The 12900-nt window shown below is 63.7% G+C and carries 13 protein-coding genes; 7 read left to right on the top strand and 6 right to left on the bottom strand.

The window, feature by feature from the left end:
* Nucleotides 1–8 precede the first annotated feature (8 nt).
* From IB265_RS12730 to IB265_RS12755, 6 genes are all read left to right on the top strand, one after another.
* Complete coding sequence (locus IB265_RS12730; RefSeq protein WP_057249129.1) at nt 9–1070, top strand: hemin-degrading factor; 1062 nt, start codon at nt 9–11, stop codon at nt 1068–1070.
* A gap of 20 nt (nt 1071–1090) precedes the next feature.
* Nucleotides 1091–2041, top strand: coding sequence for a hemin ABC transporter substrate-binding protein (locus IB265_RS12735; protein WP_058320788.1), 951 nt, complete (start codon nt 1091–1093; stop codon nt 2039–2041).
* Entirely contained in the window at nt 2028–3146 is a 1119-nt protein-coding gene (locus IB265_RS12740; protein ID WP_057249074.1) for an iron ABC transporter permease, read from the top strand. Before IB265_RS12735 ends, IB265_RS12740 begins: the two co-directional genes overlap by 14 nt.
* A gap of 8 nt (nt 3147–3154) precedes the next feature.
* Nucleotides 3155–3946, top strand: a complete 792-nt coding sequence (locus IB265_RS12745) for a heme ABC transporter ATP-binding protein (RefSeq protein ID WP_057249073.1) — start codon at nt 3155–3157, stop codon at nt 3944–3946.
* A 201-nt stretch (nt 3947–4147) separates the two neighbouring features.
* The gene (locus IB265_RS12750) at nt 4148–4516 is read left to right on the top strand and encodes a YqjD family protein (protein ID WP_057249072.1); all 369 of its coding nucleotides are present in this window, start codon (nt 4148–4150) and stop codon (nt 4514–4516) included.
* A gap of 129 nt (nt 4517–4645) precedes the next feature.
* Complete coding sequence (locus tag IB265_RS12755) at nt 4646–5077, top strand: hypothetical protein (protein ID WP_057249071.1); 432 nt, start codon at nt 4646–4648, stop codon at nt 5075–5077.
* 43 nt (nt 5078–5120) lie between these two features.
* Here the strand turns inward: IB265_RS12755 and IB265_RS12760 are convergent, their stop codons facing one another.
* The 3 genes from IB265_RS12760 to IB265_RS12770 all read right to left on the bottom strand — a co-directional run bounded on the left by IB265_RS12760 (nt 5121) and on the right by IB265_RS12770 (nt 7593).
* Complete coding sequence (locus tag IB265_RS12760; RefSeq protein ID WP_057249070.1) at nt 5121–6623, bottom strand: sensor histidine kinase; 1503 nt, start codon at nt 6621–6623, stop codon at nt 5121–5123.
* 212 nt (nt 6624–6835) lie between these two features.
* Nucleotides 6836–7390 (bottom strand): RNA polymerase sigma factor, encoded by a 555-nt coding sequence (locus IB265_RS12765; RefSeq protein ID WP_057249069.1) that lies wholly within the window; start codon nt 7388–7390, stop codon nt 6836–6838.
* An 8-nt stretch (nt 7391–7398) separates the two neighbouring features.
* Entirely contained in the window at nt 7399–7593 is a 195-nt protein-coding gene (locus IB265_RS12770) for a NepR family anti-sigma factor (RefSeq protein ID WP_058320782.1), read from the bottom strand.
* Nucleotides 7594–7728: 135 nt separating this feature from the next.
* Between IB265_RS12770 and IB265_RS12775 the strand changes: the two genes are divergently transcribed.
* On the top strand, nt 7729–8523 hold the full coding sequence (locus IB265_RS12775) for a response regulator (protein WP_057249067.1): 795 nt from the start codon (nt 7729–7731) through the stop codon (nt 8521–8523).
* Between the two features lie 477 nt (nt 8524–9000).
* Here the strand turns inward: IB265_RS12775 and IB265_RS12780 are convergent, their stop codons facing one another.
* The 3 genes from IB265_RS12780 to IB265_RS12790 form a co-directional block, all read right to left on the bottom strand.
* Nucleotides 9001–10584, bottom strand: coding sequence for an FGGY-family carbohydrate kinase (locus tag IB265_RS12780; protein WP_057249066.1), 1584 nt, complete (start codon nt 10582–10584; stop codon nt 9001–9003).
* 29 nt (nt 10585–10613) lie between these two features.
* Nucleotides 10614–11282 (bottom strand): HAD family phosphatase, encoded by a 669-nt coding sequence (locus IB265_RS12785; RefSeq protein WP_057249065.1) that lies wholly within the window; start codon nt 11280–11282, stop codon nt 10614–10616.
* A gap of 104 nt (nt 11283–11386) precedes the next feature.
* The gene (locus tag IB265_RS12790; protein WP_057249064.1) at nt 11387–12871 is read right to left on the bottom strand and encodes a mannitol dehydrogenase family protein; all 1485 of its coding nucleotides are present in this window, start codon (nt 12869–12871) and stop codon (nt 11387–11389) included.
* Nucleotides 12872–12900 lie beyond the last annotated feature (29 nt).

Here is a 12900-nt window from a genome sequence, read left to right on the forward strand (position 1 = left end):
AGATGAAAATGACCGAGAGCCTCCGCCCCACTGCTTCCGAAATCCGCGCCTACCGCGCCGAGAACCCGAAGATGCGCGAGCGTGATATCGCAGCCCAGCTCGGTGTTTCCGAAGCCGCTCTCGTTGCTGCCGAATGTGGGCTGACCGCCGTGCGCATCGATGCCGATGCCAACCGCTTCCTCTCTCGCGTCGAGGAACTCGGCGAAGTCATGGCGCTGACCCGCAACGAAAGCGCGGTCCACGAGAAGATCGGCGTTTACGAGAAGATCACCACGGGCGAGATGGCGAGCATCGTGCTCGGCGAGCAGATCGACCTCCGGGTCTTCCCGAGCGCCTGGGCACACGCTTTCGCCGTGACGAAGACAGACGACCAGGGTGAAGCCCGCAAGAGCCTGCAGTTCTTCGACAAGTGGGGCAATGCCGTGCACAAGGTGCATCTGCGCCCGGAATCGGATGTTGCGGCCTATGACAAGATCGTCTCGGACTTCCGCCTTGCCGACCAGACGCAGGACTTCAGCGCCGACGTGAGCGTGCCGGCAGCCGACGACAAGCCGGAAACCGTGGTCGATGTCGTCGAACTGCGCGACCGCTGGACGAAGATGACGGACACGCACCAGTTCCACGGCATGCTGCGCAAGCTGAAGATCGGCCGTCGCCAGGCGCTCAGCAACATCGGCGAGGATTTCGCCTGGCAGCTCGACCCCTCCAGCATCGAAGCGATGATGCGCGCGAGCGCCGAAATCGAACTGCCGATCATGTGCTTTGTCGGCAACCGCGGCATGATCCAGATCCATTCCGGTCCGATTGCCAAGATCGCGCCGATGGGCCCGTGGCTGAACGTCATGGACCCGACTTTCCATCTGCATCTGCGCACCGATCACATCGCCGAACTCTGGGCCGTACGCAAGCCGACGGCCGACGGCCATGTCACTTCGATCGAGGCGCTCGACGCCAAGGGCGAGATGATCATCCAGTTCTTCGGCAAGCGGAAAGAGGGTCTCGCGGAACGGCCGGAATGGCGCTCCATCGCCGAAGGCCTGCCGCGTCTCGACACGACTGTCGCCGCCTGAGGACAGGATAGGACACTCAGATGATCAAGGGTCTCGACTTCCGTCGCCTTCGCCGCTGGGAACTGGCGCTCGCCGCCTTCGCGCTTTCGGCTCCCTTCCTGTTGCCAGCGGTGGCACCCGGTGCCCCCTCCTTCATCCGGCCGGCGATGGCCGAGGACATGCAGAAGGCCGACGTCTCGCGCGTCGTATCGGTCGGCGGAGCGATAACCGAGATCATCTATGCGCTCGGCGAGGAAGGTCGCCTCGTCGGTCGCGATTCCACCAGCACCTATCCGGAAGCGGCAAAGGCGCTGCCGGATGTCGGCTACATGCGCCAGCTCGCACCGGAAGGCATCATCGCTGCCAACCCGAGCGCAATCATCGCCGTCGAAGGCAGCGGTCCGCCGGAGGCGTTGGCGGTGCTAAAGGAAGCGAACATCGCCTTTACCAGCGTGCCCGAGGCCTTTGACAAGGCCGGCATCCCCGCCAAGATCCGTGCGGTCGGCACCTTCCTCGGTGTCGAGGAAAAGGCCGAAACCCTGGCAAAGAGCGTCGAAGCCGATCTCGATGCGGCAGTCTCCGAGAATGCCGCCCGTCCGGAAGCCGAACGCAAGCGTGTGCTCTTCATCCTGAGCACGCAGGGCGGCAAGGTCATGGCATCGGGACAGGGAACCGCGGCCAACGGCATCATCGAGCTCTCGGGCGCCATCAACGCGGTCGGCACCTTCCCCGGCTACAAGGCCCTGACCGACGAGGCGATAATCGAGGCCAAGCCAGATGTCGTCCTGATGATGGACCGCGGCGGCGAACATTCCGCCGAGGCGGACGAACTCTTCGCCCTGCCGGCGCTCAGCCTTACCCCTGCCGCCAAGAACAAGGCGCTGATCCGCATGGACGGCCTGCACCTGCTCGGCTTCGGCCCGCGCACCGCAAGCGCCGTCCGCGAACTGAATGCCGCAATCTACGGGAAGAAGGCCAATGCCTCGCAGTGAGGCATTGGCCCGCGGCATGCGCCTGACCGCTTTTGCCGCCGATATCCGCAACGAGTGGCGCTCGGGCAACCGGTCCCGGCTGGCACGTCTCGTCATCGTCGCCCTCATCGCGCTTGCGGTCGCGACCTTCGTCGGCTCGATCATGACCGGTGCCGCCGATGCATCGCTCGCCAACGTCTGGCGCTGGCTGATGGGTGAGGCCGATCAGGCCCTGAGCATCCGCGACCGCATCATCATTCTCGATATCCGCCTGCCGCGCGCCGTGCTCGGCATGCTCGTCGGCGCTTCGCTCGCGGTTTCCGGCGTCGTCATGCAGGGCCTTTTCCGCAATCCGCTGGCCGATCCCGGCCTCGTCGGCGTGTCCTCAGGCGCGAGCCTCGGCGCCGTGCTGCTGATTGTGCTCGGAACCGCCGCCTTCGGGCCGCTCTTCGCGCTGTTCGGCTTCTATGCGTTGCCGGTAGCAGCCTTCGTCGGCGGCCTCGTCACGACGCTGCTGCTCTACCGTATCGCCACCCGCGGCGGCCAGACGTCGATTGCCACGCTGCTGCTCGCCGGCATTGCGCTCGGCGCGCTGACCGGTGCGGTCACCGGCGTTCTCGTCTTCAGAGCCGACGACAAGCAATTGCGCGACCTGACCTTCTGGGGGCTCGGCTCGCTGGCGGGGGCCAACTGGACGAAGATCCTGGCTGCAGCGCCGATCATCCTCGCTTCGCTCGCGGTTACCCCTTTCCTGGCGCGCGGGCTGAATGCCATCACGCTCGGCGAAGCGGCCGCCTTCCATATGGGCATTCCTGTCCAGCGGCTGAAGAACATTGCGATCGTCAGTGTCGCCGCGGCGACCGGCGCATCCGTTGCGGTCAGCGGCGGCATCGGCTTCGTCGGCATCGTGGTTCCGCACCTGCTGCGGCTCGTCATCGGTCCCGATCATCGCTACCTGCTGCCCACCTCGGCGCTGCTCGGCGGCACGCTGTTGATCCTCGCCGACATGATCGCCCGCACCATCGTCTCTCCGGCGGAACTGCCGATCGGCATCGTTACCGCCTTTATCGGCGCGCCGTTCTTCCTCTGGATCCTGCTGCGCGGCCGTTCGAACATGGGACTCTGAGCGAAACCATGATCAACGTTTCCAATCTCTCCGTTCGCCTTGGCGGGCGACCCGTCATCCACGGCGTGTCGCTCGAGGCGCTGCCCGGCGCACTGACCGCCATCGTCGGCCCGAACGGCTCCGGCAAGACCACGACGCTGAAGGCGATCTCCGGGGAGCTTTCGCCGTCGAGCGGAACGATCCGCATCAATGGCCGCGACCTGCGGGGGCTGAAGCCATGGGAGCTCGCGCTGATGCGCGGCGTGCTGCCCCAGTCTACGGTCATCTCCTTCCCCTTCACCGTGCGCGAGGTCGTGAGATTGGGTCTTGCCGCCGGTGCCAATGTGGATCCCGCCGTGCACGACCGGGTCACGGCCGAGGCGTTGGAAGCGGTGGACCTGGCCGGCTTTGCCGGACGCTTCTACCAGGAACTGTCGGGCGGCGAGCAGCAGCGCGTGCAGCTTGCCCGCGTCCTCTGCCAGATCACCGATCCGGTCATCGACGGCGAGCCGCGCTACCTGCTGCTCGACGAACCGGTGTCGAGCCTCGATATCCGCCACCAGCTCGGGATCATGCAGCTCGCCCGCAAGTTCTGCGAACGCGGCGGCGGGGTCGTCGCAGTGATGCACGACCTCAACCTGACGGCCATGTTCGCCGACCGAATGGTGATGATGAAAGCCGGCAAGGTCCGCGCCTGCGGCACGCCGCGCGAGGTTCTGACCGACGAGACGATGGAAGCCGTCTTCGGCTGCCGCATGCAGGTGGGTGTCGCACCGGCGCCGCACGTGCCGTTCGTCCTGCCGCAGACAGCATCGCTCTGACGCCACGCCCGAGGACCCGGTAGATGCCTGTTGGGGCTTCCGGATTTCTCAAGCCTCAACACCAAGATTTATCGAAACAATTTCCGCACTTGTGCGTTGTTCTCCCGAAGCGCCGGCAAGGGCCTCTAGTTGTGCTCGCCGGTACCGTCAGACTGCGCCGACCGTTCGCGGCCGGCGCATGCGTGAAAGGGAGTATCCATCATGGCGCCTAGCCTCTTCTCCGGCTCGAGCTCGCGATCGACAAAAAGCAACGGCAAGCTCGCCGATATCTCCATCGAAGAACAACTGGGCGAGTTGCGCAGTGATGTGGCAACGCTCGTCGCATTGCTGGCCGATCGTGGAGCGGCCGCCTCAAAGCAGGCACGTGGCAAGGCACAGGACGCCCGTGAACAGGCCGAAGCCGGCATCAGCGAATTGCTGGCAAGCGGCGAAGACCTGCTGGCCGAACTTCGCGACCGTTATGCCGGCACAGAAAAACAGGTCCGCCACGCCGTTCGCGAGCATCCCATCGCCACGCTCGGCGCCGCCGCCCTGATTGGGCTCGCGGTGGCGGCGCTGCTTCGGCGCTGATTTGCAGTCGGTCGAACCGGACCCGCGGGCAACGGCTCGCGGTTTCGAACGAGATGAGGAAAAACAGATAGGTTTTCCGCCCGTATCCCGACCTAGCCTAAGAGGCCCTATCACGACGGGGAGTAACGCATGGGACCATTGACGGCCGCCCTGGCCAGCCTCTTGGCCGCCGATATCAGCGCCGCCGCCTCTCGTGTGAAGCGCAACGCAGCCCTATGGAGCGTCATAGGGCTGTTGCTCGTCACCGCCTATGTCTTCGCGCTAGCCGCCGCCTTCCTTTATCTCAGCGCGCGCTATTCCCCGGTCGCGGCCGCGGCTGCAATCGCCGGGGCGCTTGTCGCCACCGCGCTGGTGCTGGTTGGCATCCTCATGTCTCTGCAGAACCGTGACCGGCGGCGCCAGGAAGAACGCCGCCGTCGCACGCAAATGCAGACCAATCTGACCCTGCTCGCGGCCGCCGGCATCCTGCGCAAACAGCCGCTTCTCGCCGTCGCGACGGCTGTTGCGATCGGCGCGCTTCTCGGCACCGGCAAGCGACGCGGACGCAAACACGACGACTGATGCACGCAGCAAGTCAGTCGTCTCAATGGCGGGTGCGATCCCGTTAGAGCGGCAACCGGATCAGCGCTGTGACCCCGGCGGGGAGATACTCCACCTTCACCGAACTACCCAGCACCTTGTCGAGGCTGCGCTCGATGAGGATGGAGCCGAAGCCGCGCCGCTTTGGCTCGCGCACCGGCGGCCCACCAACCTCGGTCCAGGTGAGATGAAGAACGGTGTCGCCGTCTTCGACGACGTTTCGCGCCGTCAATACCACCTTGCCTTTCGGCACCGACAGCGATCCGTATTTCACGGCGTTGGTTGCAAGCTCGTGCAGGACCAGCCCGAGGCCGACGGCCTGGTCGGGACCAAGCGACACTTCGTCCTTGTGCAGTTCGATCTGGTCCGCATAGGCGCTCACATGCGGCAGCAGTTGCTTGGCGATCAGGTCGGCAAGCCGGATGGTGCCCCACTCGTGATCAGAGAGCAGACCATGCGCCTCGGAGATCGCCTGCAAGCGGCCGGCAAACGCGGTCATGAATTCGGCCGGGTCGCTCGTCTGGCGAAGCGTCTGGCGCGCAAGCGATTGCAGCATGGCCAGTGTGTTCTTGACCCGATGATTGAGCTCCTTGAGCAGGAGCCGAGTGCGCTGCGCCGAAGCCTGCTGGTCGGTGACATCGATCGTCACGCCGATGAACGTAAGCGGATTGCCCTTGCCGTCACGGTCGTGCACGCGGCCGCGGCCAAGCAGCCAGCGACCGGTATCGCCAATGCGGAACATGCCGTCATATTCATCGTCAGCCTTCATCGCCTGGCGAAGCTTGGCGAAAGTCGCGCCGCGGTCGTCGACGTGGATCGCGCCGAAGATGTCCCGGACGCCAACCGAACGCTCGGCCGAAAGTCCGAACATACGTTTCAATGCGCTGTTGCCGGCGATCGCACCTGAGCGGATATCCCAAAGCCAGCTGCCGATGTTGGCCGCTTCGAGCGCCATCGCGTGCCGCTGCTCCTCGCGCGACAACGCCGCCTCCTTTAGAGCGCGCCGACGGGCTTCGTCCTTGACCTTGAAGAGCGAGGCTGCGAGCGCGGCAAGCCGGCATAATTGGTGGATGAGCGGTTGCGACACCTCAGCGCGCGGCTTGTCGTCGAACACACAAACCGTGCCCACTGCCTGCCCGTCGAGCACGATCGGCGCACCGGCATAGAAGCGCAGAAATGGCGGCCCCTTGACCTGTCGGTGGCGCGCGAACCGCGGATCGGTCGAAGCGTCGAGCACGACGAGGCTGGCGTCGGCCGCCGCCGTCACATGCGGGCAAAACGCCTCTTCGGAGGGAGCACGGGTCTCGTCGGTACCGACGGCCGCCTTGAACCACTGCCATTCGCGGTCGATCAGCGTCACCAGTGCGATCTGAGCGTCGAAAAGCCCGGCAGCAATTTCGACGATCCCGTCGAAATCCCGATCCGGGATGGCCATGTCGGGGACGGTCGCATGCAGAACGCCAAGACGCTCGGGCGCGTCGAGCAGCTTCGTCACGGGCGGGTCCGTTTTCTCTGTCCTCACGTGCATACGGTCTCAATTCTCAATCTGAACGAGATGAGGAAGCCCTGGCGATCCACCCGCATCCCGCTCGATTCTGGAGCGTCTCGCCCCAAAATCGTCATCACTGCGCATTCGTCAGTCGATGCCAGCCGTCACGGCGTGTCCCCCTTGGGCTCAAGCCGCCAGTGAAAGCAGGACACCGCCACTTTTGCAACGGTGTCCTGCCCGAAATTCTTCCCTCAGGAGATGAAGGCCCGCGACGTGATCGGAGCCGAGGTTTCATCCGGCCCGTAGTCGTTTTCACCCTTCACCTGCAGGATATCCTGCAGCCGCTGACGCGCGCGGTTGACCCGGCTCTTGATCGTGCCAAGGGCACAGCCGCAGATCGTCGCCGCCTCCTCGTAGGAGAAGCCGGAAGCTCCGACCAGGATGATCGCTTCGCGCTGGTCCGGCGGCAGCATCTCGAGCGCGCGCCGGAAATCCTGCAGGTCGAGCGAGCCGTATTGCTCGGGATGATGGGCCAGCGACTCGGTGAAGTGACCGTCGGTGTCCTGCACCTCGCGCCCGCGCTTGCGCATCTGGCTGTAGAGCTCGTTGCGCAGGATCGTGAAGAGCCAGGCCTTCATATTGGTGCCCATCTCGAAATGGTCCTGCTTCGCCCAGGCCTTCATGATCGTGTCCTGCACCAGATCGTCGGCACGGTCGTGGCGACCGATCAACGACATGGCGAAGGCACGCAGGCTCGGCAAGGCGGCAAGCATCTCTCGCTTGAAATCATTTTTTTCGGACGACATTCTGGCACTTACTCCCTGCCCTGCAGCGCCGATTGCTGCTCGGCTGCGTCGAGCTTTTCCAGAAGATCGAGAAAACGCGCGGGTATCGCCTCTTCCTGCACGGACTGATAAAGCGCTTTCAGCTTTGCTGCGATCTGCGCATTTGGGTCTTCTGTCCATAAGGTCGTGCCGGTAGTCCGCCCTGCCCCTGTTTTATATTTCATTGTCAAACTGTCGCCTTCGAGTGTCCATAGCCGCCATAACGCAGCAGAAAATTGAAATGTTCCCTCGCGGAACCTTTTTTTACGTCCGGCGTTCTCGCAACGTCACCGTAGAAAGATACCCGAGGGAGTTCCCCTATGACATTGTCCACGCGGATAGCACCGCTTCTGCCGTATCTGCGCCGCTATTCGCGCGCGCTGACCGGCTCGCAGACATCAGGCGACGCCTATGTCGCTGCCGTTCTCGAAGCGCTGATCGCCGACACGTCGATTTTCCCGGAAGCGAGCAATGATCGCGTTGGCCTGTTCCGGCTCTTCACCTCACTTTTCGGTTCCTCGTCCGTGCTTGTGCCGGAACCGATCTCGCCTTTTGCCTGGGAACAGCGCGCATCGATCAATCTCGCAACCGTTTCGCCCCTTGCCCGCCAGGCCTTCCTGCTGGTCTCGGTCGAAGGTTTCCGTCCCGAGGAGGCCGCCGAGGTTCTCGACGTGTCCACCGATAAGGTCGGCAGCCTGCTCGACCGCGCCTCGCAGGAAATCTCGCGCCAGGTCGCGACCGATATCATGATCATCGAGGACGAACCGCTGATCGCCATCGATATCGAACAGATGGTCGAAAGCCTCGGCCATCGGGTCACCGGCATCGCCCGGACGCGCGACGAAGCGATCGCCCTCTACAAGAGGACGCGGCCAAGCATGGTGCTTGCCGATATCCAGCTCGCCGACGGCAGCTCAGGCATCGACGCGGTCAACGACATCCTGAAGACGAGCGCCATTCCGGTGATCTTCATCACCGCTTTCCCGGAACGGCTCCTGACCGGCGAGCGGCCGGAACCGACCTTCCTGGTCACCAAGCCGTTCAACCCGGATATGGTCAAGGCACTGATCAGTCAGGCGTTGTTCTTCAACGAATCGACCAAGGCGGCGGCCTGAGTGCAACCTGCATGTTCCCTTTGATCGCAGCCGGTCAAAGGCAAGAACATGCAGGTCATTCAAAGGGCTACAGCGTCGCGCGTCACACAGGGCCGCGACGCCGTAGTCCATTTTACCGTTTCGTCGAAGCGGCGAATGGCCGGTTTTCCCGAAATCAGCCGTTCCTGATATTTGCGCCACTTCCCGATATTCGCGCGGAGGCACACTCGCCGGCGCGACTTCATGTCAGCCGGCCTCACCCCGCCGTTTCACATTTCCCGCAGCATCTCTTTGGCTTACCCCGGAAACACGACAGCCAGTGCCGAGGGAAGGCACTGGCTGGTATGTGCAACTCACTCGGGGAGTGTGAGTTGTAGGCCGGCGGTCTGCCTCCGGCGCGGCATTGGGGGCTATGCGCGCCACCGTCCGGTCGCAAACAGAATGCGCGACGGGGCAAAAGGTTCCAAGCACCCGCCCTGACCGTTTCGGCCTACCGCTTCACTGCATCCTGTCGAGTTCGTCACGATGGCGGTAGAGCGCCAGGAAGCGGCGGTAATCGCGGTCATAGGTGCCGCGAGCACTTGCGTTCGGCAGGCGCTCGTGCCCCTCCGACGCCATTTCCGCCCCTGCGGCGGCGAGATCCCGGTGGATGCCGCCGGCAACCGCAGCTGCCATCGCCGTACCGAGCAGCACCGCGTCCGGTGCCTGCGGCGCAACCACGCGGCAGCCGGTCACATCGCAGTAGAGCTCCATCAGAAGCGCGTTGCGCACGTGGCCGCCGGTGACGTGCAGCGTGTCGAGCTGGTAGCCGACCTCGCGCATCATCTCCAGGATGTGACGGATGCCGAGCGCGATCGCGACGCAGGTGCGCCAATAGAGACGGCAGAGCGCATCGAAGGAGGAATCGAGCGGCAAGCCGCTGATAACCCCGAGCCCATGCGGGTCGGCGAGCGGAGAGCGGTTGCCGTGGAAATCGGGAAGCACATGCAGGCGATCGGCAAAAGCGGCGCCCTGCTCGGCGCGCAGTTCCTGCACCCGGGCGATGATCCAGCCGTGGGTCTCTGCCGTCGGTTCAATGCCGCCGCCATGCAGCCGCACGATATGGTCGAGCAGCGCACCTGTCGCCGATTGCCCGCCCTCGATCAGCCAGGCGCCCGGAAGAACCGCTTCGTAATAGGGGCCCCACATGCCGAAGCCCGGCTTCATATCCTTGGAAAAGGCGACAATGCAGCTCGATGTACCGGCGATCAACGCGAGTTGTTTTTCGAGCTTCTCCGGCTTCCCGATAAACTCGCCGACGACGCCGAGCGCACCGGCATAGGCGTCGATCAGACCCGGCGCCACCTGGCAGGCTTCGTCGAGCCCAAGCTCTGCGGCGGCCGCAGCGCTCAAATGACCGATCGAGCTTCCGATCGGCAGCGTTTCTTCCGGTAGTCCGCCGCGTTCGATGAGATCTTCAAGCCCGATCTTTTCGAGATAGTCCGGCTGCCAGCCGCGCTTCTCATGCGCCAGATAATTCCACTTCGCTGTCAGCGTGCAGCGCGAGCGAGCAGCGCTTCCCGTCGCTCGCCAGGAAAGATAGTCGGCCAGGTCGAAGAAGAAACCCGCCTTCTGCCATTGTTGCGGCAGGTTGCGCTTCAGCCACATCAGCTTCGGCATTTCCATTTCCGGCGACATGACGCGGCCGGAGAAGTCGAGCACCGGATGGCCGGTCGCCGTACAGAAATCTGCCTCGGCGAGCGCCCGATGGTCGAGCCAGACGATCGTGTCCCAGCGCGCCTCGCCCTTGCGGTTGACGGATAGCGGCTCGCCTTCGCTGTCGCGCACCACCAACGAGCAGGTGGCGTCGAAGCCGATCGCGGCAACGCTTTCAGCGGCGATCCCGGCCTTGTCCTTGGCCGCCTTGACCGCGCCGCAGACGGCGCGCCAGATATCCTCAGAATCATGTTCGGCGTGGTTTTCTTCCGGCCGGTTCATGGCAATCGGCAGGTCGGCACGCGCAAGCAGCGTGCCCTTCCGGTCAAAGATACCGGCGCGCGCACTGCCGGTGCCGACATCGACCGCAACGACGAATTCACGCATCAATGAAAGTCCCGCCCCTCTTGTCCCTGCTATCGGCGGACAAACTGTAACAATTCGCCCATGTCGTCAAACAGCACGTCGGGACCGAGATTCGCGAGACTTTGGCGGTGCCTGTCGGATCGGGCATGGCTGCCGCCGGCAAAGGCGAAGACCCGCATGCCCGCCGCCTTCGCCGCTTCGATACCCGCCGGACTGTCCTCGACGACGACGCAATCCCTGGGCGCGAAACCCATTACGCGGCTCGCATGCAGGAAGAGATCAGGCGCCGGCTTGCCGTGTTTCACCATGGTGGCGGAGAAGATATTGGGCTCGAAGAGGTCAATGAGCCCGGTGACGGTCAGCGACAGGCGGATGCGTTCCGGCTGGCTGGACGAGGCGACGCAGCACGCGCCCTCGAGCCCTTCGACCGCTTCGCGAATTCCTGCAATCGGCTGCAATTCGGTGCGGAAGCGCTGATAAAGACGAAGGCGCATGCCCTCGAGGAAGGCATCGTCGGTGGCGAGGCCATATTCGTCGTGGAGGATCGCCGACATGCTTTTCAGGCTGCGCCCGAGAAATCGTTCCGTCGCCTCCTCGGCGGTCATCGGAACGCCGGCGGCCGAGAGCACGTCCACCAGCACTTCCAGCGAGATCGGCTCGCTATCGACAAGCACGCCGTCGCAATCGAAAATCACCAGCCTGGACGCTGTGTCCGCCATCGCACCCTACCCCTTACAGCTACGCGCGATATAAGGCGCCAAGGTCGCTGTAACGCTTTGAATTGGCGCATAATCTCGTCCCTGGTTCGATGTGATCCAGGGAATTATGCGGTGAGCTTGTCGTCCAGATAAAGCTGGAGCGTAGCGCGCGTACCCCTTTCCCAGAGGGTTTTCAATGCATGGCTGAAACGGCGGCGGAAGAGATCGGAGCGCGCGACATCGCCGAAGATATCGCCGAACTCCAGGAAGGCCACCGGATCGTTCTTGGCAGCAAGCGCCGCCTTGTTCAGCCGGTCGGCGCTCTGGTCGTTGAAGACGATCGCCTTGCCGCTGTCGGACGTGCCGGCGAAGTAGCGGCACCACAGTGCCGAAACCAGCGACAGACCGACGACATCTTCGCCGCGCGCTAGGCGATCGGCCGTCGACGGCAGGATGAATTTCGGCTGGCGGTTGGAACCGTCCTGCGCCAGACGCGGGATCGTGTCACCGATCTTCGGATTGGCAAAGCGCGTCTCGATCAGCTTGTAGTAATCGCCGAGATCGGTGTTCGGCACGGGCGGAATGACCGGAATGATCTCGTCATGTTCAAGCTTGGCAAGAAAGGCACGGATCAGCGGCTCTTCCATCGCCTCATGCACGAAATGAATGTCGAGCAGAGCCGCCGGATAGGCGATCGCCGCATGGCCGCCGTTGAGGATGCGGATCTTCATGTGTTCGTACGGCGCGACGTCGGGCACGAACTGGACGCCGACCTTCTCCAGCGCCGGACGGCCGAGCGGGAAATGGTCTTCAAGCACCCATTGCTTGAATTCCTCGCAGAACACCGGCCAGGCGTCCTCTATGCCGTAATCGTCGGCGACAATGCCGATTTGACGTGTGCCGGTTGCCGGCGTGATCCGGTCCACCATGCCGTTCGGGAAAGCGACATTGGCATCGATCCAGTCAGCGAAATCAGCATCGACGAGCCGAGCAAGGCCGGAAACAGCGGCATGCGTGACCTCGCCATTGCCGGGAATGTTGTCGCAGGACATCACGGTGAAGGGCGGAACGTTCTTGTCGCGGCGCGCTTTCAGGCCGGCGACGATCAGTCCGAACACGGTCTTCGGAGCAGCCGGGTTCTGCGCGTCGGCGACGATTGCCGGATGGGTCGGGTTGAATACACCCGACGCCGGATCGATGAAATAACCGCCTTCGGTGATCGTCAGCGACACGATGCGGATCGCCGGATCGGTCAGCCTCGCGATGATCGCCGGGATGTCGCCTGGTTCCAGGTAGTCGATCATCGCGCCGGTGATATGGGCGCCGGTGCGGTTGTTGTCCTGCTCGACGACCGTCGTCAGGAAATCCTGCGCCGCGAGTTTCGCCCGCATCGTTGCATCGGAGGCAAGTACGCCGGCACCGATGATGGCCCAATCCCGGTCGTGGCCGGCATTGAAGAGATCGTCGAGATAGACGGCCTGGTGCGCCCTATGGAAGTTGCCGACGCCAAAATGCACGATCCCCGCCGTCAATTGCGACCGGTCGTAGTTCGGCACGCCGGCCTTGGCCTTGATCGTGTCGAGGGCGGCAAGTGAGAGTTTGGTCGTCATGATCCCGTATCCTTTCGAGGCTTCACCGG

This window comes from Ensifer sp. ENS10 (assembly GCF_014852025.1).
Classification (GTDB): domain Bacteria; phylum Pseudomonadota; class Alphaproteobacteria; order Rhizobiales; family Rhizobiaceae; genus Ensifer.

Excerpts from the sequence above, each read along its gene's own strand:
- IB265_RS12730 (WP_057249129.1), top strand. The coding sequence starts at position 9 with ATGACCGAGAGCCTCCGCCCCACTGCTTCCGAAATCCGCGCCTACCGC.
- IB265_RS12735 (WP_058320788.1), top strand. The coding sequence starts at position 1,091 with ATGATCAAGGGTCTCGACTTCCGTCGCCTTCGCCGCTGGGAACTGGCG.
- IB265_RS12740 (WP_057249074.1), top strand. The coding sequence starts at position 2,028 with ATGCCTCGCAGTGAGGCATTGGCCCGCGGCATGCGCCTGACCGCTTTT.
- IB265_RS12745 (WP_057249073.1), top strand. The coding sequence starts at position 3,155 with ATGATCAACGTTTCCAATCTCTCCGTTCGCCTTGGCGGGCGACCCGTC.
- IB265_RS12750 (WP_057249072.1), top strand. The coding sequence starts at position 4,148 with ATGGCGCCTAGCCTCTTCTCCGGCTCGAGCTCGCGATCGACAAAAAGC.
- IB265_RS12755 (WP_057249071.1), top strand. The coding sequence starts at position 4,646 with ATGGGACCATTGACGGCCGCCCTGGCCAGCCTCTTGGCCGCCGATATC.
- IB265_RS12760 (WP_057249070.1), bottom strand. The coding sequence starts at position 6,623 with ATGCACGTGAGGACAGAGAAAACGGACCCGCCCGTGACGAAGCTGCTC.
- IB265_RS12765 (WP_057249069.1), bottom strand. The coding sequence starts at position 7,390 with ATGTCGTCCGAAAAAAATGATTTCAAGCGAGAGATGCTTGCCGCCTTG.
- IB265_RS12770 (WP_058320782.1), bottom strand. The coding sequence starts at position 7,593 with ATGAAATATAAAACAGGGGCAGGGCGGACTACCGGCACGACCTTATGG.
- IB265_RS12775 (WP_057249067.1), top strand. The coding sequence starts at position 7,729 with ATGACATTGTCCACGCGGATAGCACCGCTTCTGCCGTATCTGCGCCGC.
- IB265_RS12780 (WP_057249066.1), bottom strand. The coding sequence starts at position 10,584 with ATGCGTGAATTCGTCGTTGCGGTCGATGTCGGCACCGGCAGTGCGCGC.
- IB265_RS12785 (WP_057249065.1), bottom strand. The coding sequence starts at position 11,282 with ATGGCGGACACAGCGTCCAGGCTGGTGATTTTCGATTGCGACGGCGTG.
- IB265_RS12790 (WP_057249064.1), bottom strand. The coding sequence starts at position 12,871 with ATGACGACCAAACTCTCACTTGCCGCCCTCGACACGATCAAGGCCAAG.